The organism is Alishewanella sp. d11, from assembly GCF_049390205.1.
Lineage (GTDB): Bacteria > Pseudomonadota > Gammaproteobacteria > Enterobacterales > Alteromonadaceae > Alishewanella.
This window is the reverse complement of record NZ_CP186547.1, coordinates 1,081,789-1,103,582: the sequence shown is the minus strand read 5'-3', so window position 1 is coordinate 1,103,582 and position 21,794 is coordinate 1,081,789. Positions and strand designations below refer to the sequence as shown.

Here is a 21,794-nt window from a genome sequence, read left to right as displayed (position 1 = left end):
GGCACTTGCAAAACAAGTCACTAGTATAATGCTTTTGTCTTACAAAAAAAGCGAGATGCTTATTGTTTTTCTTTAGGCAACGACACTGAATCGCTGCTGAGTTTCAATGCAATAGGCTGTTAAGCTATTGCCCCAGACACAACCTGTATCAAGCGCATGAATACCTGCGACAGGGCTATAACCATTAAGTGCAGCCCAATGGCCAAAAAAAATGGTTGGGTGCGTTTTATTGCGCCAAAACTCATACCAAGGTATCAACTCAGCCTGTTCCAAAATACCAGATTTGGTAACTAACTCAAGCGAACCATCTGCGAAACAAAAGCGCATGCGGGTGCAGGCATTGATCGTGAAACGCCAGCGTTCTTCTGCAGTTTTTGCATCCTGCCAGCGAGTTGGGGTATTGCCATACATCACTGCCGCTAATTTCTGTGGATTGGTTTGTAACAGCGCACTTACTTCAGCGGTGGCTGCCAATGCCGTGTTTAAACTCCACTCTGGCGCAATACCCGCATGCACCATTAGAAAAGTCTGATCGGTACTTTGTTGAATTAACGGTTGTTGACATAACCAGTGGATTAACTCGGGTAAATTTGCGGCATTTTGCAGTGGTGCTAAGTTATCTGCAGCCTTAATTTTACTGTAGCCATAATAACTGGCAATAAAATTAAGATCATGATTGCCCAACACCACCCTAGCGTTGTCGCCCAAGCTTTTCACAAACTCTAAGCAGGCTAAGGAGTCTGGCCCTCTGGCGATTAAATCACCACAAAACCAGAGCTTATCAAGTGCTGGCTGGTATTGGATATACTGCAATAAGCGTGTTAAGGGTTCAAAACAGCCTTGCAAATCGCCAATAACATAGGTTGCCATCAGTTAAGGATATTTGGCATAGCGAGGCGGAATAACGGGATCGCTGTACGAAAGGGTTGTTTATCTTTATCAATCATTTCATAGTAGCCTTGCATACTGCCAAGTGGTGTTTCTAAGACTGCACCGCTGGTATAACTATAGGTTTCACCTGGCGCTAAACAGGGTTGGACACCTATTACGCCGTCACCCTGAACTTCTGTTTGTTTGCCGTTACCATCGGTGATTTGCCAGTAACGACTTAACAATTGCACTTGTTGATCACTGTGGTTGGTAATGTTCACGCAATAGGCAAACACATAACGCTGCTCAGAGGGCTCAGATTGGGCGCCGAGATAAAAACTATCAACAGAGACGCTCACTTGTTGCTCAATGCTCATTTTCAACTTCCTGACTTGCTAACCATTGTGCGATTTTCACAAAATCTGCCACAGGTAACTGCTCTGGACGTAATGTTGGATCAATACCCAAAGCAGCGATTTGCTCTGCTGTAGCAAAGTTACTAAAACAATTACGAAGCGTTTTACGTCTTTGATTAAAGGCTTCTAAACAGACCCTATTTAAGAACGCGGGGTCAACCGCAGCGCGTTGCGCTTTTGGATAGGGGATCAAGCGCACTACAGCCGAGTCAACTTTTGGCGCAGGCTTAAAGGCACCAGGGCCAACTTGAACCACAGGCAGCGCTTGACAGTAAAATTGTGTCATGACGCTAAGCCGACCAAAGGCTTTGCTGCCGTGCACAGCGGTCATGCGATCAACCACTTCTTTTTGCAGCATAAAATGCATATTTTCGATACTGTCTGCAAATTCAAATAAATGAAATAGCAAAGGTGTGGATATATTATAAGGTAGATTACCAAACACCTTTAGTTTTTGGCCAGGTTGCACTAACTGCGTAAAATCAAACTTCATGGCATCAGCCTGAAAGATTTGGAGTTTGTCTGCTAGTTGTGGATGCTGTTGTAGGCGTTCTGCTAAGTCACGATCTAACTCAACAACCGTTAACTTACCTGCAGCTTCTACCACAGGCTCAGTTAAGGCGCCTAAACCAGGGCCTATTTCTACCAAGCAATCTGTTGGTTTTGGTGCTATAGCTTTAACAATTCGACCTATAACATGTGGGTCATGTAAGAAGTTTTGTCCAAAGCGTTTTCTGGCACGGTGGCCTTGATGTACATTATCAGTCATTGCGTCTTAGTTCTTTGAGCTAGTTGAATGGCTTGATTGACGGCATGAAACAAGCTGCCAGGATCGGCTTTACCTGTGGCAGCGAGATCAAGTGCTGTACCATGGTCAACAGAAGTGCGGATGAGCGGTAAGCCTAAGCTAATATTTACCGAACGACCAAAGCCTTTATATTTTAACACAGGTAAGCCTTGGTCATGGTACATAGCGAGTACTGCATCGGCTTCATTGAGATATTTTGGCTGAAACAAGGTATCTGCTGGCAGCGGTCCTACCAAATTAATGCCTATGCTGCGTAACTCTTCCAATGTTGGACTGATCACATCCAGTTCTTCACGCCCTAAATGGCCGTCCTCACCGGCATGAGGATTTAAACCACACACATAAATCTTAGGATTTTTAATACCAAATTTTTGTTTAAGGTCTTGATCTAAAATGCTGATAACTTTTGTTAGCCGCTCGCGAGTGATCGCTTTTGCAACATACGCTAAAGGTATATGTGTTGTCGCTAAGGCAACACGCAACCCTTCAGTGGCCAGCATCATAACAACATAAGGTGTATTAGATTGCTGCGCAAAAAACTCGGTATGGCCACTAAAAGGGATCCCAGCGCGATTAATGATGCCCTTATGCACAGGCCCGGTGACGATAGCCGCGACCTCAGCCTTGAGCACCATCTCACCCGCAGCATGCAAGGTATCTACAACATACCGGCCATTTGCTGCGTTCAAAACGCCTGCTTCTACTGTTTCTGCTAGCGGGAAATCTAGTATCGTCAGAGTCCCTGCGGATTGTGGTATAGCGGGACGTTCGGGCTGATAGGTTAGCAACTCTATCGATAAGCCTAATTGCTTAGCACGCTGTTGCATTAACTGGCTATTAGCGCAAACCACTAATTCAACTGGCCAATCTTGTTTAGCGAGGGCGAGAACCAAGTCTGGCCCAATCCCTGCTGGCTCGCCTGGGGTAATAGCAATACGCAGCGTCATTAATTGTCTGCCAATACTTCAATGTAAGCATCGTCGCGTAACTCACGCATAAAGCTCGCTGACTCTTCATTGTAGCGACGATTAAATATCATGCGGTAAACTTGTTCGCGTTTTTTATCTGCAGTGGCATCGACAGTATGACGATCCAGCAATTGTACAATATGCCAGCCATGCTCGGTACGGAACGGTTCACTAAGTTCATTCACTGTTAGGCGATTTAAGGTATCACGGAAAGCGGGGACATACACATCTGCTTCATTCCAACCTAATTCACCCCCCCTCAACTTTGAGCCAGGGTCTTCAGAGTGTTGCTTGGCAAGTTCGGCAAAATCGGCTGTACCGGCTTTTAAGTCCGCGACCATCTGCGTTAGCATCGTTTGAGCACGCTCCTCACTGAGAATGATGGATGGCTTGATAAGAATATGGCGTGCATTGACTTCAGTTAACTCGGCAACGTTGTCGCCACGAATATCAAAAATGGTCAGGATATGGAAGCCTGCGCCTGAGCGTAACGGACCAACTAAGTCACCTTTTTTACGTCCGCGGATGCCTTCAGCAAACAGGGTTGGCATTTCATTAATATTCATCCAGTCAAGCTCGCCACCCTCTAAGGCATTTGCGCCACTAGAAGAGGCAATCGCAATACGTCTAAAATCGCTACCATTGTTTAATAGCGACATCACTTGATCTGCTCGTTCGCGAGATTCGTTAACTTGTTCTGTTGTGGCTTGGCTTGGAATGGCAATCAAAATATGGCCTAGTTTGTATTGCTCACTACTGGCCCCTTGCTCTTCCATTACTTTTAATAAGTTTTCAACTTCTTGCGGGCTGATATAAATTCTACGTTGCACATTGGCGCGCATTACCTCATTGGTAATAATTTCTTCACGTACCTTTTCGCGAAAGCGCTCATAGTTGCCTTCTTCATTAATCACCCGCTGCCGAAATTGTTCCAGCGTTAAGTTTTCACTTTGTGCGATATTGCGAATTGTTTCATCTAGTTGGGCATCACTAATTTGCAGACCCATACGTTGTGCCATTTGCGTTTGTAAATTGGCGATAATTAAGCGTTCAATGGCCTGAGTGCGTAGCGCTTGATCAGACGGCAAAGTTTGTCCTTGTGCTTGGGCATTGCGTTTTACTCTATTAACGATGTCATCTACATCGCTCTGTAAGATCACACCGTTATCGACAATAGCCGCCACTCTGTCAATTTCGCGCTCTGCGGCTGACAAGGTTAGGCTTGAAAAACCAAGCACAATCATACAAATAAATTGTTGTAACTTCATAAGTTCCTACATTAATTAGTTAGTAAATATGGGCGTCGATAACTGAATATACCGTTCGACAACATATCTGAAACACCAAATCCGGCTTTATCTCCAAACCCTTTAAAGACGAACTGTAAACTAAACCCACTATCCAGACGGGCCAACTGATTCAGGTTATCAATAGCGACTTCAAAATCAGCCCGCACTTGCCTTCTTGCCACAAAGCGCACTGCCCAGCAGCAAGATTCGTATTGCAGCCCCACATTGGCATCTATCATACGATGATTTGTAATATCTCGATAGTAACTGCCGATAAGTTGCCAGTTTTGCTGCAAAGGAATGGCGCCGATCACCCCGAGTTGTTGTATTTCAACTCCTGAGACAGCTCGAGTATATCTATGGTTCAATTGCAATAAGGTATTCTCATCACCGCGATAGTCAATGCTGGCATTACTTTTAATCAACTGTTTGCTATCAATATCATATTGCAAGGCGCTGCTAACATACCAGCGTCGGTACCAATGCCAAACCATTTCAGAGGCAAGCATAGATTCAGTGGAGGTGAGATCCTGAGTTAGAAGATCGTCAGTGAACTCTGGCTCTTTTAAAAAGAATATCTGCCCCAAGCTAAAGCGAAACAACTCATTTTCGGTATTATCATAAAAACGTGTGGTCCAACCGACGGTAAACTGATTCGCTTCGTTTATTCTATCTAATCCTGAAAAGCGATTTTGCCTAAATAAACCATAGTAGTCGTCTTGCAAGCGAGTTGTATCATAAAGTCCAATTTCGCTTTGATCGCGATAGGGTATATATAAATACTGTACTTGCGGTTCAAAAGTCTGTAAGGCCTGCTCGCCAAACCAGTCATATTCTCGCTCTAAGTTTAAGCGTGCATGCAGGCGGAACTTAGGCAAAATTCGGCTAATTTCTGCTTGTTCGTCAGTTAGTTCACTTAAGCTTTGTTGTTTGTAATAGGAGTAAAGTAAACTACTTTCAGCGGTTAGCTCAAAAGCGGGTGTGATAAAAGGCAGTCGTAATGTTGGTTCAAGGTGTATGCGGTTGGCAGAGGTATAAAACGCCTGATCATTTCGAAAATGTGCAAACTGACTATACCAACTTGCTTGGAGCCTATTGCCCAGTGTAACAGGCTTAGCCGAAGCAAGACTGAGTTGAGGGACAGCTTGATATGCCTGAGTATAATTCCCAAGAATCTCAAAACCTTGTATTTTGAGCTTTGAGTTTATATGTTCGCCAAAATAACTGAGGCCGGCTTCTCGGTATAGCTGAGTATCACTTTGATTGTTGTAATCAGAACCCAGCTCAGTAAGATACGCATCATCACTAACACCCGTGAAATCAACGTAACCACGCCAACGAGGGTTAAAATCAGAGCGATGGCTTAGGTGTCCCAAATAACGTTTACCAAAATCTGCAGGTTTATCACTATCATTATGCAAATATTCCAGCTGCAGTGTGCCTTGATGTTGTTCTGTCAGGTAGCGAAACTGTGATTTCAGCTGCGTACCTCTTTTACTCATATAGCGTGGTGATAACGTTAGGTCATAATTTTCAGCGAGATTGATATAGTAGGGCACTTCAACCTCTAACCCAAGCCGTTGTGAACTGCCAACTTGGGGGATCAGCACGCCCGTTTTGCGCTGTTCACTTACAGGAAAGGTTAAGTAAGGTAAATAAAATACTGGGATATCTTTGATTTTAAATACCGCATGATAAGCCTCGCCCCAGCCAGAATTGGCGGCGATGCTAATTTGCTCGGCATGCAAACCCCAGCTATTGTCTTGCTCAGGGCAGGTAGTAAATAGCGCTTGATCTAAACGAAGTGTTTGTGCAGAAGCGGTGAGGGCAACCGCTTCTCCCCTGCCTGCTTGAGCGACAAATTGATATTTTGCCTGCCCCAAGGTGGCGGTATTGTTTGCTAAGTTGGCTTTAAAAAAATCACTGCTAACGTATAGCTCGTTGCTAAAATATTCAATGCCACCTTCTGCGACTAAATCTTGTTGTTCTGGAGTATAACGCGCATTAGGGGCTTGTAAAAAAGTATCTTTATGTGAAATTTGGACTTGCCCAGAGAACACTGCCGATTTGTTGCCTTCAAGTGCAACATAGTCTGATAAGATACGTACACGTTGATCGCTAGTATCCAGACCCTGTAACGCTTGCGGCAGAGCCATAGGTTGATAACAGGTCTGAATAGGGGGTTGGTCAGCCCGAACTTGCATTGAGGCCATTGCTGCCCAGACTAACCCTGTTAAACTCAAACCTCGTTTCATGCCATCTTACTCATATTTTATTAGATACTACTGCATTATTCGCTGAGCCGGATTGGTATGATAAATCAATTTTAGAATTCGTGCTAATCCGATATAGTGCTGAGCATAACCTTAGCGAATTGTTGAGCTTAACAAAGCAAATTTTGTATACGTGGAGAATCTTAGGTGTGGGGTAAAATTCTTGGAGCCTTATTTGGGTTAGCATTATTTAAGCTACCAGGTTTACTCTTGGGGGTATTAATTGGCCATTATTGCGATCAGTGGTTTAAACAAAGATTAGGCCATTGGGAAGGCATCCAAAGTATTTTTGGGCAAGATGATGAGCAGGCGTTGTTTATGTACAGCAGCTTTGCTGCTATGGGACACATTGCTAAAGCAAAAGGCGTGGTGACTAAAGCGCATATTGAACAAGCCAGTCACTTTATGCAGCAATTAGGGTTAACTGTACAGCAAAAAAAAGAAGCTCAGGCGGCTTTTCGAGATGGCAAGGCCATCAACTTTCCTTTTCAATCGCAAATTCATGAGTTTTATCGACGCTATAAAAAACGGCCAGATGTGTTACAGCTTTTTTTGGAAATACAAATCAGTATAGCGTGTGTGGAAGGGCAGATTGAGCAGGAGCAATATCAGTTGTTATTACAGGTGGCTAATGAGCTTAATATCTCTAAAAGTAGCCTAGAACAATTATTACTGGCTTACCAAGCTCAATCGCGTTTTCAGCAAAATCGAGGAAATGCTCAAGATCAAACAAAATCTGTGGCGGCGGCATACCAAGTGTTAGGTTGCGTACCCGAGATGTCCGATGTTGAGTTAAAACGCGCATATCGAAAGTTAATGGCGCAGCATCATCCGGATAAACTGATGGCTCAAGGCGTGCCAGCGGCAATGCTTGATGTTGCAAAAAGACGCACACAAGATATCCAAGCGGCTTACGAACTAGTAAAGCAGCAGCGGGCTAAAAGCCAGTAGTATTTAACCATCCTATTATTTCTTTTAACAACCATTGCTGATTGGGTTGATTGAGATAAGCCTCGCTTAAAAAGCGCTGTCGGTATAGGGGGTTTTTTTGTAAGCGGGCAGCTACCAGTCGTTGCTCAGAGGTGCGAATGGCATAGGGATGATCTTGGGCGGTAATCAGATCGAGTAAAGGCTGAGGTGTAACAGCTAAATGTTTTACCATTTGCATGTTTTGCTGATAATCAGGTAAATAGGCGCCTAAATTTATCAACGCTTGTGGGCTTGCTGCCAAGTTCTCTGCTATCAATATGTTGATTAATGCCGCTATTTCGCCTTGCGCGATTATCACCACGGGTGCCTGTAATTGAGCTTGTTGATTAAGCAGTTGCCAACGTGCCATCAACTGATTCTTTTGTTGTTGTATTTTTTGCTCTGAATTATTGGAGTCTGAACTGGTGTGCATAACGGCATCCGGTGCTGGCATGATCAACAAATGCCAACCCAAGTTGGGAAGGTGTAAGCGCAGAGTGTTAAGCAGTTTAGGGCTTAAAGCATGTTGTTGCTGATCGGGGAAAATGACAACGGTCCCTTTAGCATTTGCACGCGCACTCTCTTCCCGTAAAAACTGCAAAGAGAGTTCAGCAGACTCGAGTTGTTTAACATTCATCTCGGGAAGTTGACGCTGTAAGTCTGACCAATTTGTACTGGCGATAGCCTGATTAAACAATAGATATAGTAGTACTACTGAACTGAAAGCCTTAGCCATGGCTGTTCCCCACTGGAGCCTTATGTAAGCTGCTAAGGTTATCGGCGGCAGTGCAAGGTTCTTAAGCTATTATTGCGGACTGACTAAATGCTCAGTAAACGTATAGAGGACTTTGTTATCCAAGCTGAACTTAATATAGTTGCCACGATGTTCAAGCAACTGTACTAAGTGAGAAGGTTGCAAAATAAAACAGTACTTAGTCGCTTTAAATTCCACCAGTGCTTTAGCCATTTCCCGTAAGTGATCATTGGCTGCTAAACGTTGCGTCTCTTGCTCATCATTGCAAACATGTGCTGAATGTTGCAGTTGAATAACGTTTTCAGCAGGTGACGCCGGTTCATTATTAGCAAATACAATTGCAGGTATAACAGAAAGGGTACAGGCACTGATTAGACGAAGACTACATAAATTCATTTAATTGATCCCAAAGCTTTAACTGCAAACTAAAATTAGCAGCGATTATGCAGTGGGGCAATAGCAATTTGCAAGAAAAGTGTCGTAATGTAGAAATAACAAAGCCGCTTTATAAGCGGCTTTGTGCTAAGAGGTTACTGCGAATTAACGCAATACAGGCTCTTTGATTTTAGCTGTTACTTTAGCTTCAATACGCTGGTTAGCCGCATGAGCTTCACGGGTATTACCCTGAACGCGTGGGCGAGTTACACCAAAACCTTGTGAGGTGATACGTGAGCTATCAATACCTTGTGCTGTTAATAAATCAGCAATAGCTTTAGCACGACGCTCAGATAAACGCATGTTGTATTCTGCTCTACCAACATTAGAAGCATGACCTTCAATGAACACAACAGCTTCAGGGAAGCGTTTCATAAAGGCGGCTAATTGATTGACTTCGGTACGACCTTCAGCAGAAACAACCGCTGAGTCAAACGCAAAACGAACTTCAATATCTACATCACCAACACGATCCATCTTTTCGGTATAAACCGTACAACCTTGCGCATCAACTTTATGTGCAGCAGGTGTATTTGGACATTTATCTTGGGTATCTACTACGCCATCAGCATCTGAATCAACAACGACTGGAGCCGGCGCTGGCGCTGGGGCCGGTGCTGGAGTAGGGGCTGGTGCAGAGGTTGCGCCAAAGACATAAGTTACACCGGCTTTGATGCTAGCATCATTCCATCTGCCTTTGTTTAGGCTACGGAAGCGGTTACCTTCGATGAACAACGCTGTGCTTTCATTGAAGAAATGACGATAACCAACACCGATATTCAGGGCATCAGAAGAGATCTTTTGATCAAAGTGTTTCCAACCACCTACTAAGTAGATGTTAGAGTTGGCTAAATGGTACATCGCATCAATACCATAGCGATCGCCATCAACGTCACCAGTATTGGTTAATGTATCAAAGCTTTGACGTGCGTATTCTGCACGAACACCCCAAGTTGGATTGATACGATAACCGATATCAAAACCAAAACCGGTCGCATTATCAAGATTGCCCCAACGAGCTGACTCAGCTTTACGCACGTCATTCCAGTAGCCTTCGCCAAAGATTGAGCCAAAAACTTTGCCTTCAAGTTCTTGCGCAGAAGGGGCGCTAGCAAAAGCTTGCACACTTAAAAGTGGTAATGTAGCTAAAACTGCTATTGCGGTTGCTTTAAGTTTCATCCGTTTCTCCTTAGATTCATCCAACGTAGCAAACTGGCATAGTTTACCATATTGTTAGCGCGTAATATAAATTTTACAGCAATTTTTAGTGATTATTTTTAAACCAGTCTATAGTAGCTTGTTTAAATGAATGTTGTGTTAATAAAGCGATTCGATGGTTTAAAAAGGGCACAATGCTGCAAATTTTTGCAAAACCCCAGTACTTGGGTGCTGTAATTCTAGGCTCACCGCGTGTAACTGCAGACGAGCTACCTCACTGCTTACCATTTTTGCATAAAATTTATCGCCAAGAATCGGATGACCGATAAATTGCAAATGGACTCTTAACTGGTGCGAGCGCCCCGTTACTGGCTCTAGCTGCAAACGAGTTTCATGCTCGCCTCTGGCCAAAACCTTAAAGTTGGTCAGTGAAGGTTTGCCATGTTGGTAACAGACTTTTTGTTTAGGCCGGTTAGGCCAATCACAAATGAGGGGTAAATCGATACTACCACTATCGGCCTTTACCTGGCCTGCAACTCTAGCATGATAAATCTTAGCGGTTTGCCGCAATTGGAATTGGTGATTTAAATGGCGCTGTGCCACTTTGTTCAGTGCCATCACCATCACCCCCGATGTTGCCATATCTAGCCGATGCACTATGGCGGCATTAGGCCAAACCCGCTGCACGCGATATTGCACGCTGTCGAAGTGCTCAGTTGCCTTACCGGGTACTGATAGCAAACCGCTAGGTTTATTCAGCACGACAATATCCTCGTCCTGATACAAGATATCCAAATAAGGTGACTGAGGTGGCTGATAATCTAGTAGCATGGATTAATCGTGGCTAACAATAATGACACGGATTGCATCCAATTTTAAGCGCGCTTTTTGTAAGTACTCATCCAGTTGCTGACGCTGCTCATATAAATGCTGAATTTCTTCTTCGCGTACTAAGGGGTTTACCTGACGCAATGTTTCAAGTCGCTCAATATCTGCAGTTAAAGCGTGCTGCATTTGTTGTTGCGCCTGTTGCACTATGCTGTTTAGCTGAACGGAAGCAAGTTGTTCAGCACCTGCCAACAGCGGATGAATAAAACTTTGTAAGGCATTCACCAATTTGGTGGCCGTTTGCCTTCCCACCGGTTTTAGCTGGCGATTAAAGTTCTCAAAAGGCACTTTGGCTGCAAGATCTTTACCTGTTTTATCAAGTAATAAGCGCAGGGGCGTTTGGGGTAAGTAACGGCCTAATTGCAGGGCCACGGGTGCGGTAGCTTCTGCAATATAAATAAGCTCAACAAAAAAGCTACCGACAGGTAGGGCCTTATTCGGTAGTAAGGCTACTGAGCTGTTACCTAGTTGATCATTGGTCAGAATATCAAGGGTGCCTGTCACCATCGGATGATCCCAGCTTAAAAATTGGATATCTTCTTCTGCTAAGGCGGTGGCGCGATCAAAGGTGACTGTTGTACCTTCATCATCCAAGCCAGGATAATTCATTTGTAATTGTTCTGAAGGGCGCAAAATAATACTGGTATCTGAGCGGTCTTCCTGCGCGACGCCCAATAAATCCCAAGCTTTAAACATCAACATCGGCAGCTTAACGTCTGCATCGATACTACTTATCGCCTGGCACAATTGCTGTGCTTTATTACCGCCACTGGAATTCAGCTCTAGCAGTTGATCTCGGCCTTGCTCCAGTTGTTGTTGTAGCTGTTGTTGCAAGGCAGCACATTCGCTGATCAATAACTGGCTTTGCTCAGTGTCACCTTGATAATCGGCCAGTAAGTTTTCTAGCTGTGCTCTTTGCTGTTCAAAAATCAACCGGCCAGTTTGGCAAGTACGGGCAAAAGCATTTAGACCATCTTGGTACCAATTGACTAAGAGTTGCTGGGCGCTATTGCCAAAATAAGGAATGTGGATTTGGATATCTTGCTGCTGACCAATACGATCCAAGCGGCCGATACGTTGTTCTAACAAATCAGGGTTTAAAGGTAAATCAAACAGAACTAGATGATTGGCAAATTGAAAGTTACGGCCTTCACTGCCAATTTCAGAACACAACAGCACTTGGGCGCTGTATTCTTCTTGCGCAAAATAGGCTGCTGCTTTATCACGCTCTAGAATACTCATACCCTCGTGGAAGACCGCTGCGCGTATCCCTTCGCTGACTCTTAGTGCTTCTTCTAGGGCGAGTGCTGTAGTGGCTTTGGCACAGATCACTAAGAACTTAGCGCGCTTATGGGCTTTTAATTGTTCTAGTAGATAAGTTACACGTGGATCAAATTGCCACCACTGGCTCTTATCACCTTCAAAGGCCTGAAAGATTTGCTCCGGAAAGAGGTTGGCGTGAATACGGGCTACCAGTGGGGCATCTTTATTAAGTGAGCGCTCAACTTTTAACGCATTCTGATACTGCTCAGGCATGCTCAGCGGCACTGGCAGCGGCTTACGCACCGGAAAACCTTGGATGTTACTGCGGCTGTTCCGAAATAGAATACGACCTGTACCATGCCGATCCAGTAATTTTTGTAACAGTGTTTCGTAATGGCTAGGTTGCAGCGCTGTGCCCTCTGCAAACTGCGCTAATAAAAGTTGACTCTCGGTATCGGTCAGTAATTGTTTTAGCTTGGCAGTATCAGCACTGTCCAGAGGTTTGTCAGCCAGTAAATGACGCGCTAGCTCAGCAATGTGTTGATAGTCCTGCTCTTGTTGCTGGAATTGCTCATAATCATAGAAGCGCTCTGGATCTAACAGGCGTAAGCGCGCAAAGTGACTGTGATGCCCCAGCTGATCTGGAGTTGCCGTAAGTAAAATTAACCCCGCGGTATCCTGTGCGAGAGTTTCTATGCGTTGATACTCAACACTAGGCTTTTCTGGATGCCAATGTAAATGATGTGCTTCATCCACCACCAACAGATCCCAGTGACTGCTCACGGCTTGTTCATGCCAAGATTTTTTCTTGGCTAAAAACTCCATACTACAGAGCACTAATTGCTCGGTATCAAAAGGATTATCTGCATCTAACTGAGCTTGTTGGCAGCGTTCTTCATCAAAAATAGCAAATTTAAGGTTAAAACGTCTGAGCATTTCAACCAACCATTGGTGCTGTAATGTCTCTGGTACTACTATCAATATCCGACTCGCTAGCCCAGTTAACAGCTGCTGGTGGATGATCAAACCGGCTTCAATGGTCTTACCCAAACCTACTTCATCTGCCAGTAGGACGCGCGGTGCATGACGTTTAGCGACATCGCTGGCAATGTGTAATTGATGCGGAATTAAACTGACTCTGCCGCCAACGAGGCCGCGAAGTGGACTTTGCTGCAGTTTTTGTTGCTGCATCCAACTTTGATAGCGCAGCGGGAAGTGTTCAAAGCGATCGATCTGACCGGCAAATAAACGATCTTGAGGTTTATTAAAACTTAAGAAATGATCTAAAAAGGTCTCTCTTAACACCACTTCTTCACCCGTGTCTAAACGGATACCGTGGTAACTTAATAGTTGCTGCTGTTCTGTTATCTTCTGCACTAATAGGGTAAAGCCTTCGGCACTTTTTACCTCATCCCCAATATTGAAACTTACTCGGGTCAAGGGTGCTTCTTGCTGAGAGTAAAGCCGGGTTTCTCCGCTGGCCGGAAACAATATGGTAATCATGCGGCCTTCTTGCGCAATCACAGTGCCTAAGCCTAAATCTGATTCTGTGTCGCTGATCCAGCGTTGTCCCAATGCGAAATTCATTCTAAACCCTAACAGTCGAAAAACGGGGCGTCATGGTACAGCGAATTCGATTTTGTTGCACCCGTCTCAGTGGGGTTTTTCTTATTCGTTTAGGCCTAGTTGTCATTTTACTGTCATCCTCCAGCGGCAAGGTATGAAATGGAGTTACCGAAAACTGTCATTTTAGTGTAGCAGTCTGTCAAAGTTGCACTAAGCTGAAGATAGCTACTTTTTTGCCAGCCGAAACTAAAAGGAGTGCGTATGGCGCGTAAAAAGTTGAAAGAGAAAAAAATCTACGTCCTTGATACCAATATTCTGCTACATGAACCCTTTGCTTTTCTGAATTTTCAAGAACATGACGTTGTTATCCCCATGACGGTATTGGAGGAGCTTGATCACATCAAAGATCGCAATAAAGACGTCAGCCGTGATGCTAGAGTGGCGATTCGCGCCTTAGAAGATGTGCTTAAGGATGCCTCTCCAGAGCAAATGTTGCATGGTGTAGCCTTACCTGCACCGCAAGATGAACGGCCTGGTGGGCATATTTTTATCATCAATGACCATCATTTAAAAGACGAAATACCCGGTTTACCAGGTGGCGAAAATGATCATCTGATTATTAATACGGCCTTGTACTTACAGCGGGAAAAAAGTCCGTTAAAAGTTATTTTAGTCACCAAAGATATCAATATGCGGCTCAAAGCCAAGGGCGCTGGCTTAAAATTAGTGGAAGATTACCGCACCGATCAGTTAATTGACGATGTGCGTTTTTTATACAAAGGTTATTACAAATTTCCGGGTGAGTTCTGGTCTTTAGTGGGAGACTGTCGCAGTGAAAACGAAGGGCGCGAGACAGTACATTATATTAGCCGTAAAGTCCTGCCAAATGCTTATCTGAATGAATATCTGGTAGATGAAGCAGAGAGCTTTGTTGGCAAGGTCGTCGGAATAATGGATACCGAGTTGAAGATCGTTGATTTTGGTTTTGAGCGATTAATGCACCGGCGAGCTTGGGGGATTCATCCTAAAAATATTTATCAAGCAATGGCATTACAAGCCTTGCTCGATCCAGACATGGATTTAGTGATCCTAACCGGGCCTGCTGGCTGCGGTAAAACCTTAATCGCCTTAGCGGCTGCCTTGGAGCTGGTTATCGAGAAAGGGTTTTATGATAAGGTCATTGTAACGCGTAACACGCCAGAAATTGCCGAATCGATCGGGTTTTTACCGGGTTCTGAAGAGGAGAAAATGGCACCTTGGTTAGCGGCGATCACCGATTCGTTAGAAGTGCTGCATAAGACTGACGAGCACCCGCATGCGAGTGTCAATTACATTATGGAGAAAGCTAATATTCAGTTTAAGTCGGTTAATTTTATGCGTGGCCGCAGCATCCAAAATGCCATTGTTATTTTAGATGAATGCCAAAATCTGAGTGCAGCGCAGTTAAAAACCATTATTACCCGCTGTGGTGAGGGTACTAAGCTAATTTGCTCTGGTAATCTTTCACAGATAGACAGCAATTACCTAACCGCCGTGACCTCTGGTTTAACTTATATTGTTGAGCGATTTAAAAATTTTGAAGGCAGTACCACCATAAACCTTAATGGTGTAGTGCGCAGTCGCTTAGCGTCGTTTGCCGAAGCGAATCTTTAATAGGCAGGTCGATGCTAAAGCTTGAGGAATTCAACCTGCTTTTTTGTTAAGATCGTTACACTTATCTGCTAGATGCTACCGGCTGTTGCCGGTAGCTAAGAGTGATTTATGAAACTTTCTCGCCAATTACAGGTTACTGCCCCCGTTGCTGCCATCGATTTTTTAGCCTCTGCGGTACCAGAGTTATCGAAAGGCCGATTAAAAGATGCGATGAGCAAAGGCGCAGTGCAATTACAAACTAAGCCGGTGAAACGCTTAAGGCGCTCTCAGCAAATGCTAAAAGCAGGTGATTGTCTTACCCTGCACTACGATGCCGATATTTTACAGCGGCAAACAGTTCCTGCCATCTTATTGCAGGATGAAAAAAGTTACAGCCTGTGGTTTAAACCTGCAGGGATGTTATCGCAAGGCAATGAATGGGGTGATCATTTAAGCTTACTGCGCTTTGCCGAGCAATATTTTACCCCATTAAGAACAGTTTTTTTGTTACATCGGCTGGATCGTGAAGCCAGTGGTTTAGTGCTATTGGCACATACAAAACAAGCCGCTGCAGCGTTAAGTAAGCTGATTGCCAGTCAGCAGATTGATAAAGTTTACCAGATTAGGGTAAAAGGCCAGCTCTCCAGCGAGCTGCAACAGCAGGGCCGTATTTGTTTACCACTGGATGCCAAGCCATGCGAAAGTCGTTTTGTCGTGCAAGCCTATGATACAGAGACCGATACGAGTTTGCTTAAGGTACAGTTAATTACCGGGCGAAAGCATCAAATCCGGCGGCATTTTGCAGCCATCGATCATCCGGTTTTGGGCGATCCGCAATATGGCAAAAATAATAAGCATGCTGCTGGTTTAGCCTTGCAAGCGGTAGCGTTAAGTTTTAATTGTCCGTTACGTCGGCGTATGCAGCGTTTTGAATTACCTGCAGAGTTATTATTGGCAAAGCCCTGATTCGAGACAGGGCTGAATCTAGGCTGCGTTAATCAGTTATTGCCAAGGGGTGTTCGTTAACATAGATGATTAACTCCGTTAGGCGAAGTGCGTTTAGCATATCGGAACGTAAATCCTCTGCTTGCCACTCGCATGGGCGAGGATGTAAAGCAGAGAACCGTAGATGCCACTGCATGCTTTCGGGAGATTGCTGTTCTGTTAAATACCAAGCATAGCCAATGGCATCTTGCAGTGCGGTTATATCATCTTTATGCCAGTTATTGCCCAGTAATTCTTGTAACGGCAATTCGGCAGTCAGAATGGCGGCTTCTATTTCAAATTGCGTTAACTGCTGCTGCAGCAAGTGAATAACACTGTCTAAACTGGTTGCTTGTTCTGTGGTCTGTGCGGTAGGCAAGGCCAGCCAGAGCATGTCATTATCGATAAATATCGCTTTAAACGCGCTAGTATCCAGTTTATGTTCCAGCGCTTTTATGTGTTTAGCTAGAACGTTATGACCAAATTGGCGTGAAAGTAGGCCATAGTTACGGGGTGTTAACACCCATAACGTCATATCTTGTTGCGTACTGAGTACTTTGACCTTGTCTTGAAATTGCTGCCATTGTTTTGGTGTAGTTTCCTGCACCGAAGGAACGGTTATGCTGACTTTGCGACGGTATAGTTGCCAGATAATAAAACTGAAAAAGAACATAAATACCAGAGCAGCTTGCAGCAGAACTTGCCGAGATTGCGCTGTTTGCAGTGCCGCTTGTAATTCACTGGTAACAGTATCTTGTTGTTCGGTTTCACTGACCTGACTTAATCCGTCTTTTAAAGCCAGCATATTGTCTTTAATCTGACTGGTCAGTTCTTGCTGGTTTAATTCTGTGATAACGGTTTGAAATTGATAAGCAGTTTGCCAGTCGCCTGCAGCGGCTGCCAGCATCGCAGCATTAGTAAAATAGCGTATCTTTAGAAAAGTTGCTGCAGCGTCGATATCCGTACTGACTGCAGTATTAAACGCCGCCGCTTCATCGTAACGTTTTTGTTCAATCATTAACTGGACTAAAGCAAGGGCGGTTTCTGTAGCCATACCGCGCGAGTTAATTTGCCTAAAACCTTGTAAGGCTTTTTGATAGTTTTCTTCTGACAGGCGATAATCTTGGCGTAGCATGGCTACTCGTCCCAGGCTGTAGTATGCCGTTGCCGTGCGGGAGATATTTTGCTGCGCTTTCGCAATATCTATAGCTTCTTGCAGTAACGCTTCCGCTTTTTCTATCTGTCGAGGTTCTTCTAGATAACTTTCAGCCATATAAACTAAGACTGCGCTGTAGTTAGCCATGCGATTCAACGCGCTATAACGTTCAGCCGCTGCTGTAAAATGTTCCAAGGCGTCTGTATGTTGCTCAAGTTTGCGGTGTGCCATACCCAACCGAAAATGAATAGAAGCTAGCTCCTCTTCATCTTGCAGTTGGCTCGCCAACAACAAGGCCTGCTGCAAGTAAGAAAAGGCTAATTGATACTGATTATTTTGCAGGGTAATGCGACCGTTTAAAATCAGAGCATGCAGCTGTCTGGCATCATTGTTAATTTTTTGCGCCAAAGCTAAGCTGCGCTGGGCATAAGTCAAAGCGGTTTTCAAATCACCTTGCAAATTGTAAGCAGAGGCAAAGCTACTGAGCACATCAGTCAGTAAAATCTTGGCTGCCGGTTCTTCTAATGCAGTGAGGTGCTGTTCTGCTTGCAGCAGTTGTTGAATGGCGAGTTCGGCATTTTGATAGTAAATGCCATAAATTTGCGCTTTTTTAAATAAGCTCAATGCCAATAAATAGGGGGTTTGTGCCACGCTTTCCGCTTTTTGTGTGGCATCTAAGGCGGCTTCACGATTCCCTAACGTCTGGTAAGCTTGTGCAATAACCAAATAATCTGCAGTGGTTAACTGATGCGGCGGTTGACCTTGTAAGGTATTGATCGTTTGCTCGGCCAGATGACTATCGCGAGCAACGTCGAGTAGCCTAGCGGACAGATCGCTTGCAACTACCGGCATGCTGCTCAGTAAAAAACTCAGTTGGAACACAGTAAAAATAAATACACTGATAAAACGCATATTGTCGCTCTTAATATTAATGGCAGCTGTACTTCCCTACAGCCGACTTAGACCAAGCTAAAAGATCCTATCAGTTGGCAAGATAATTTTTTATATTGTCGACAATTTTTTCGACCATTCTGGTTCTTGCTTCGTTACTGGCCCATCCAATATGAGGCGTAATCAACAAGTTAGATAAGTTGCAGTTTATCAAGCAGTCATCCACACTGGGTGGTTCCTCCGCTAAAACGTCAAGCCCCGCCGCTTTGAGCTGGCCTTGCTGTAAGGCGTTAAGTAAAGCTTGTGCATCGATCAGCCCCCCTCGCGCCGTGTTGATCAGTATAGCGCTCGACTTTAACCAGCTAAGCCGTTCCGTATTGAATAAATGTTGGGTATCCCTTGTAAGTGGACAGTGTAATGACACGACATCCGCAACCTTTAATGCTTCGCAAAAGCCCATTCTGCCGGGTCTTACGTGTGTAGCATCGGGTCTTTCTGCTATCACAACCGTCATGCCAAAGGCCACGGCTAAGCGAGCCGTAGCCTGACCTAAGGCACCATAACCAACAATGGTCATGGTTTTTCCTGACAGTTCCATTACAGGATAGTCGAGTAAGCAAAAACTGTTACTTTTAGCCCATCGCCCGGTCTTTACGGCTTGTTGATAAGGCAGTAGCTGATTTGTCAGCGATAGTAACAGTGCAAAGACATGCTGAGGGACAGCTGTTTCCGCATAGTTTTGCACGTTTTTAACAAAAATACCTGCTTCTTCTGCCGCGGCAAGATCAACATTATCTGTACCCGTGGCCGAAATCATAATGGCTTTTAAGCGAGGTAATTGCTTCATTAGATTGGCGTCAATTACACACTTGTTGACGATGGCAATATCAGCATGCTGTAAGCGAGCTAACCGATCCTCAGGGGCTGTATAATCATACAATTGCAGCTTGCACGCTGCTTGCTGTAGCGGGCTGAGATCGGCATCTCCCAAAGTGGCAGCATCTAAAAAAACCAGATTAGTCGGCATAAATGGTCATCTGTACTAAGAAGCTGCAAAGCAGCGATAAGTCAAAATCATAGTTTTAACACAGCTTATATCAAAAAGCAGCAATTCTTATTCCGCTAGAGATTATGTTAATTGCTAAAATAATGTGTTACACATTTGCAAGCAAAGCACATTTATAGTTTGTCAGACAAATGCTAAGGTAGCGCAAAGAAAAAAGGAGTGATAGATGCAGATTGTTGTCGAGGAAATTGAGAAATCTTATGCCACCGTTGTAGCGGTCAGTAAGGTGAGTTTTACCATTACCCCCGGTGAGATTTTTGCTTTGCTTGGTCCAAATGGTGCTGGTAAATCCTCTATTATCCGCATGCTGGTGGGGATGACCCGCCCAGATAGCGGAACTATTACCGTGCAGCATTTAGCGCAAGAATATGATCATGTGCCAAGACGTTTTTTAGGCTATCTGCCTGAAGACAGAGGCTTATATCCAGACAAAAGTGTTGAAAAAAACCTGCTATATCTTGCTCAACTGCACGGCTTATCTAAAGGTGAGGCTGAAGTCGAAATGCGCCATTGGCTGGAGATTTTTGAGCTAAGCGATCGACGTAAGGAAGATTTGAAACAACTGTCTAAAGGTAACCAGCAAAAAGTGCAACTTATTGCTGCGGTCATGCATAAACCGGCCTTAGTGATTTTAGATGAGCCTTTCTCAGGCTTAGATCCGATTAATCAGGAAAAAGTCGTCAGCTTTTTAAAAACATTGCGTGAAAAAGGCATGACCGTCATTCTTAGCGCCCACCAAATGGCGATGGTAGAAAAGTTAGCCGATCGCATGCTTTTAATGGCCAAAGGGCAAGTGGTGCTGGCCGGTACCTTGGCTGAAATTCGGCGACAGGCGCAACCTAAACCGGAAGTTGTGATTGAAACAGAGCAGGCGGTGAGTCCTGAGCAGTTGGCCTTACTCTTCCCCGATTTAACGATCAATCAACATACGGCTACTCGTTTTAGTCTTTACTTGCCAACGGCTAGCGAGTTATCTGCCTGTTTGCAACAGTTACTCAGTCAGCTTAATGTGCAAAGTGTTTCTATGCAAAGTCCAGATTTACACCAGTTATATTTAGCAGCGATGGCAGCACATGCGCAACAGGAGGTGCAACCATGATCTCACGGCAAAGTATCATAGTCGCAAAGTGGGAGTTTTTACGCTTTTTTAAATGGAAGCAACAGCTTATCTCGTATTTATTGATGTTGGGTATTATGGGCGCCGTGTTTGCTTGGAGCTATTTTGTTGATGAGAGTCGCGCGGAGTACCGTATTGCTGTGCCTGCCCATTATACCTTGAGCAATACCGATCAATTCCAATTTCAGCGCCCCACCGTCACCTTAGAGGAACAGCTTAATCAGTTACGCCATAGCGAGACTTGGCATGCGGTTGTTACCGAAGAGGCCGAGCAAGTGGTGATTCACACTGCTGCGGGTAAAAAGTGGCAGCAATTGCTTGAACAAGAGTTACAGCAGTATTTTCGGCAGCAGTACGGCATAGCGCAAGGGCTGACCGCTGAGCAGTTGGCAAAACTCTCCACGCCGGTAACCCTTGAAATGCGCTATCTGGATGACAATTATAAAGGAAGTGATCGGCCAGAGAAGGGCATCGCGTTAGCGGTGCTTTTTATGCTGTTGATCGGGCTAAGCACCGCCTTTGGGCAACTGTTAATGAGCATCACTGGCGAGAAGCAGCAACGGGTAACCGAGCAACTCTATGCCATAGTCACGCCTCAGCAATGGATTGATGGCAAGGTATTAGGGCACAGTTTAAGCGCGATGAAAGCCATGTTTACCACCAGCTTGGTAATGTTATTGGGTATTGTTGTCGCGGTGCTGTTTCTTGCCGATGAGCCTTTGCAGCTGGAGTGGATCAACTGGGGGGTGATTGCGTGGTTAGTCCCTTTTGCCTTGTTAGGGGTATTGTTATGTGCCTGTTTTATGGCGGCAGTAGCAGCCTCTATAGATGATCCAAATACCAGCGGTAAGGGCGCGGTAATGATGATCACTTGGCTACCGTTGCTGTTCACTTATTTGGTGATAGATAGCCCAACGGGTTGGGCGATGACTCTGCTCAGCTGGTTGCCCGTGACCTCCTTTGCCGCTATGCCGGTAAGGCTGGCGATGGTTGAGCTGGCTTGGTGGCAGCCTTTACTGTCTTTAGTGTTGCTGATCGCTACCTTGTACTGGATGCGCCGTGTCGCTGGTCGGGTTTTTTTGCGTGGTATGCAGATGTACGGGAAAGAGCCAAGCTGGGCTGATATTATGCGCTGGGCCTTGAGTAGTAAAACTGACTAGGCAAGTAGTTTAAGACGAAAATTTGAACTATTCAGGTTAGGCTCAGCCTGATATGGCATAATGCAATAACGCAGGGCAGCAACGGCTTGCTCTGGTTCTGTCGCTGGTACAAACAGTACCAGCACTTTTGA

At 44.8% G+C, this 21,794-nt stretch carries 18 protein-coding genes; 5 read left to right on the top strand and 13 right to left on the bottom strand.

Features of this window, described 5'->3' with window-relative positions; all coding sequences use genetic code 11:
• Positions 1 to 72: 72 nt before the first annotated feature.
• From ACO1PK_RS05070 to lptD, 6 genes are read right to left on the bottom strand one after another with little or no spacing between them, the layout of a single operon-like run.
• Positions 73 to 870, bottom strand: a complete 798-nt coding sequence (locus ACO1PK_RS05070; protein ID WP_423187585.1) for a symmetrical bis(5'-nucleosyl)-tetraphosphatase — start codon at positions 868 to 870, stop codon at positions 73 to 75.
• On the bottom strand, positions 870 to 1,247 hold the full coding sequence (gene apaG, locus ACO1PK_RS05065) for a Co2+/Mg2+ efflux protein ApaG (protein ID WP_423187584.1): 378 nt from the start codon (positions 1,245 to 1,247) through the stop codon (positions 870 to 872). The genes ACO1PK_RS05070 and apaG overlap by 1 nt, the downstream gene beginning before the upstream one ends.
• On the bottom strand, positions 1,237 to 2,055 hold the full coding sequence (rsmA, locus tag ACO1PK_RS05060) for a 16S rRNA (adenine(1518)-N(6)/adenine(1519)-N(6))-dimethyltransferase RsmA (RefSeq protein WP_423187583.1): 819 nt from the start codon (positions 2,053 to 2,055) through the stop codon (positions 1,237 to 1,239). Before rsmA ends, apaG begins: the two co-directional genes overlap by 11 nt.
• Complete coding sequence (gene pdxA, locus ACO1PK_RS05055; RefSeq protein WP_423187582.1) at positions 2,052 to 3,041, bottom strand: 4-hydroxythreonine-4-phosphate dehydrogenase PdxA; 990 nt, start codon at positions 3,039 to 3,041, stop codon at positions 2,052 to 2,054. The genes rsmA and pdxA overlap by 4 nt, the downstream gene beginning before the upstream one ends.
• Positions 3,041 to 4,330: a peptidylprolyl isomerase SurA gene (gene surA, locus ACO1PK_RS05050; protein ID WP_423187581.1), complete on the bottom strand. Its 1,290-nt coding sequence runs from the start codon at positions 4,328 to 4,330 to the stop codon at positions 3,041 to 3,043. The genes pdxA and surA overlap by 1 nt, the downstream gene beginning before the upstream one ends.
• 11 nt (positions 4,331 to 4,341) lie before the next feature.
• The gene (gene lptD / locus ACO1PK_RS05045; protein ID WP_423187580.1) at positions 4,342 to 6,606 is read right to left on the bottom strand and encodes an LPS assembly protein LptD; all 2,265 of its coding nucleotides are present in this window, start codon (positions 6,604 to 6,606) and stop codon (positions 4,342 to 4,344) included.
• A 165-nt stretch (positions 6,607 to 6,771) separates the two neighbouring features.
• Between lptD and djlA the strand changes: the two genes are divergently transcribed.
• Complete coding sequence (gene djlA / locus ACO1PK_RS05040) at positions 6,772 to 7,575, top strand: co-chaperone DjlA (protein ID WP_423187579.1); 804 nt, start codon at positions 6,772 to 6,774, stop codon at positions 7,573 to 7,575.
• On the opposite strand, the gene ACO1PK_RS05035 is transcribed toward djlA, so the two are convergent.
• From ACO1PK_RS05035 to rapA, 5 genes are all read right to left on the bottom strand, one after another.
• Positions 7,562 to 8,329: a DUF3530 family protein gene (locus ACO1PK_RS05035; RefSeq protein WP_423187578.1), complete on the bottom strand. Its 768-nt coding sequence runs from the start codon at positions 8,327 to 8,329 to the stop codon at positions 7,562 to 7,564. The genes djlA and ACO1PK_RS05035 overlap by 14 nt on opposite strands.
• 69 nt (positions 8,330 to 8,398) lie before the next feature.
• Positions 8,399 to 8,743 (bottom strand): hypothetical protein, encoded by a 345-nt coding sequence (locus ACO1PK_RS05030; RefSeq protein ID WP_423187577.1) that lies wholly within the window; start codon positions 8,741 to 8,743, stop codon positions 8,399 to 8,401.
• Positions 8,744 to 8,887: 144 nt separating this feature from the next.
• Positions 8,888 to 9,961 carry an OmpA family protein gene (locus ACO1PK_RS05025; protein ID WP_423187576.1) on the bottom strand — a complete coding sequence of 358 codons (1,074 nt, stop codon included), beginning with the start codon at positions 9,959 to 9,961 and terminating at the stop codon, positions 8,888 to 8,890.
• 159 nt (positions 9,962 to 10,120) lie between these two features.
• Entirely contained in the window at positions 10,121 to 10,771 is a 651-nt protein-coding gene (locus ACO1PK_RS05020) for an RluA family pseudouridine synthase (RefSeq protein ID WP_423187575.1), read from the bottom strand.
• Positions 10,772 to 10,774: 3 nt separating this feature from the next.
• Positions 10,775 to 13,678, bottom strand: coding sequence for an RNA polymerase-associated protein RapA (gene rapA / locus ACO1PK_RS05015; RefSeq protein ID WP_423187574.1), 2,904 nt, complete (start codon positions 13,676 to 13,678; stop codon positions 10,775 to 10,777).
• A gap of 240 nt (positions 13,679 to 13,918) precedes the next feature.
• Between rapA and ACO1PK_RS05010 the strand changes: the two genes are divergently transcribed.
• Positions 13,919 to 15,310, top strand: a complete 1,392-nt coding sequence (locus ACO1PK_RS05010; protein ID WP_423187573.1) for a PhoH family protein — start codon at positions 13,919 to 13,921, stop codon at positions 15,308 to 15,310.
• A 108-nt stretch (positions 15,311 to 15,418) separates the two neighbouring features.
• Positions 15,419 to 16,255 carry an RluA family pseudouridine synthase gene (locus ACO1PK_RS05005; RefSeq protein ID WP_423187572.1) on the top strand — a complete coding sequence of 279 codons (837 nt, stop codon included), beginning with the start codon at positions 15,419 to 15,421 and terminating at the stop codon, positions 16,253 to 16,255.
• Positions 16,256 to 16,283: 28 nt separating this feature from the next.
• On the opposite strand, the gene ACO1PK_RS05000 is transcribed toward ACO1PK_RS05005, so the two are convergent.
• Both ACO1PK_RS05000 and ACO1PK_RS04995 read right to left on the bottom strand, forming a co-directional pair.
• Positions 16,284 to 18,341, bottom strand: a complete 2,058-nt coding sequence (locus ACO1PK_RS05000) for a histidine kinase (protein WP_423187571.1) — start codon at positions 18,339 to 18,341, stop codon at positions 16,284 to 16,286.
• A gap of 70 nt (positions 18,342 to 18,411) precedes the next feature.
• The gene (locus ACO1PK_RS04995; protein ID WP_423187570.1) at positions 18,412 to 19,347 is read right to left on the bottom strand and encodes a D-2-hydroxyacid dehydrogenase; all 936 of its coding nucleotides are present in this window, start codon (positions 19,345 to 19,347) and stop codon (positions 18,412 to 18,414) included.
• 205 nt (positions 19,348 to 19,552) lie between these two features.
• Between ACO1PK_RS04995 and ACO1PK_RS04990 the strand changes: the two genes are divergently transcribed.
• Together ACO1PK_RS04990 and ACO1PK_RS04985 are read left to right on the top strand one after the other, a co-directional pair.
• Positions 19,553 to 20,485, top strand: coding sequence for an ABC transporter ATP-binding protein (locus ACO1PK_RS04990; RefSeq protein WP_423187569.1), 933 nt, complete (start codon positions 19,553 to 19,555; stop codon positions 20,483 to 20,485).
• Positions 20,482 to 21,663, top strand: coding sequence for an ABC transporter permease (locus ACO1PK_RS04985; RefSeq protein WP_423187568.1), 1,182 nt, complete (start codon positions 20,482 to 20,484; stop codon positions 21,661 to 21,663). The genes ACO1PK_RS04990 and ACO1PK_RS04985 overlap by 4 nt, the downstream gene beginning before the upstream one ends.
• The last annotated feature ends 131 nt before the right edge of the window (positions 21,664 to 21,794 follow it).

Coding starts and splice junctions, on each gene's coding strand:
- ACO1PK_RS05070 (WP_423187585.1), bottom strand. CDS start 870: ATGGCAACCTATGTTATTGGCGATTTGCAAGGCTGTTTTGAACCCTTA.
- apaG (WP_423187584.1), bottom strand. CDS start 1,247: ATGAGCATTGAGCAACAAGTGAGCGTCTCTGTTGATAGTTTTTATCTC.
- rsmA (WP_423187583.1), bottom strand. CDS start 2,055: ATGACTGATAATGTACATCAAGGCCACCGTGCCAGAAAACGCTTTGGA.
- pdxA (WP_423187582.1), bottom strand. CDS start 3,041: ATGACGCTGCGTATTGCTATTACCCCAGGCGAGCCAGCAGGGATTGGG.
- surA (WP_423187581.1), bottom strand. CDS start 4,330: ATGAAGTTACAACAATTTATTTGTATGATTGTGCTTGGTTTTTCAAGC.
- lptD (WP_423187580.1), bottom strand. CDS start 6,606: ATGAAACGAGGTTTGAGTTTAACAGGGTTAGTCTGGGCAGCAATGGCC.
- ACO1PK_RS05035 (WP_423187578.1), bottom strand. CDS start 8,329: ATGGCTAAGGCTTTCAGTTCAGTAGTACTACTATATCTATTGTTTAAT.
- ACO1PK_RS05030 (WP_423187577.1), bottom strand. CDS start 8,743: ATGAATTTATGTAGTCTTCGTCTAATCAGTGCCTGTACCCTTTCTGTT.
- ACO1PK_RS05025 (WP_423187576.1), bottom strand. CDS start 9,961: ATGAAACTTAAAGCAACCGCAATAGCAGTTTTAGCTACATTACCACTT.
- ACO1PK_RS05020 (WP_423187575.1), bottom strand. CDS start 10,771: ATGCTACTAGATTATCAGCCACCTCAGTCACCTTATTTGGATATCTTG.
- rapA (WP_423187574.1), bottom strand. CDS start 13,678: ATGAATTTCGCATTGGGACAACGCTGGATCAGCGACACAGAATCAGAT.
- ACO1PK_RS05010 (WP_423187573.1), top strand. CDS start 13,919: ATGGCGCGTAAAAAGTTGAAAGAGAAAAAAATCTACGTCCTTGATACC.
- ACO1PK_RS05005 (WP_423187572.1), top strand. CDS start 15,419: ATGAAACTTTCTCGCCAATTACAGGTTACTGCCCCCGTTGCTGCCATC.
- ACO1PK_RS05000 (WP_423187571.1), bottom strand. CDS start 18,341: ATGCGTTTTATCAGTGTATTTATTTTTACTGTGTTCCAACTGAGTTTT.
- ACO1PK_RS04995 (WP_423187570.1), bottom strand. CDS start 19,347: ATGCCGACTAATCTGGTTTTTTTAGATGCTGCCACTTTGGGAGATGCC.
- ACO1PK_RS04990 (WP_423187569.1), top strand. CDS start 19,553: ATGCAGATTGTTGTCGAGGAAATTGAGAAATCTTATGCCACCGTTGTA.
- ACO1PK_RS04985 (WP_423187568.1), top strand. CDS start 20,482: ATGATCTCACGGCAAAGTATCATAGTCGCAAAGTGGGAGTTTTTACGC.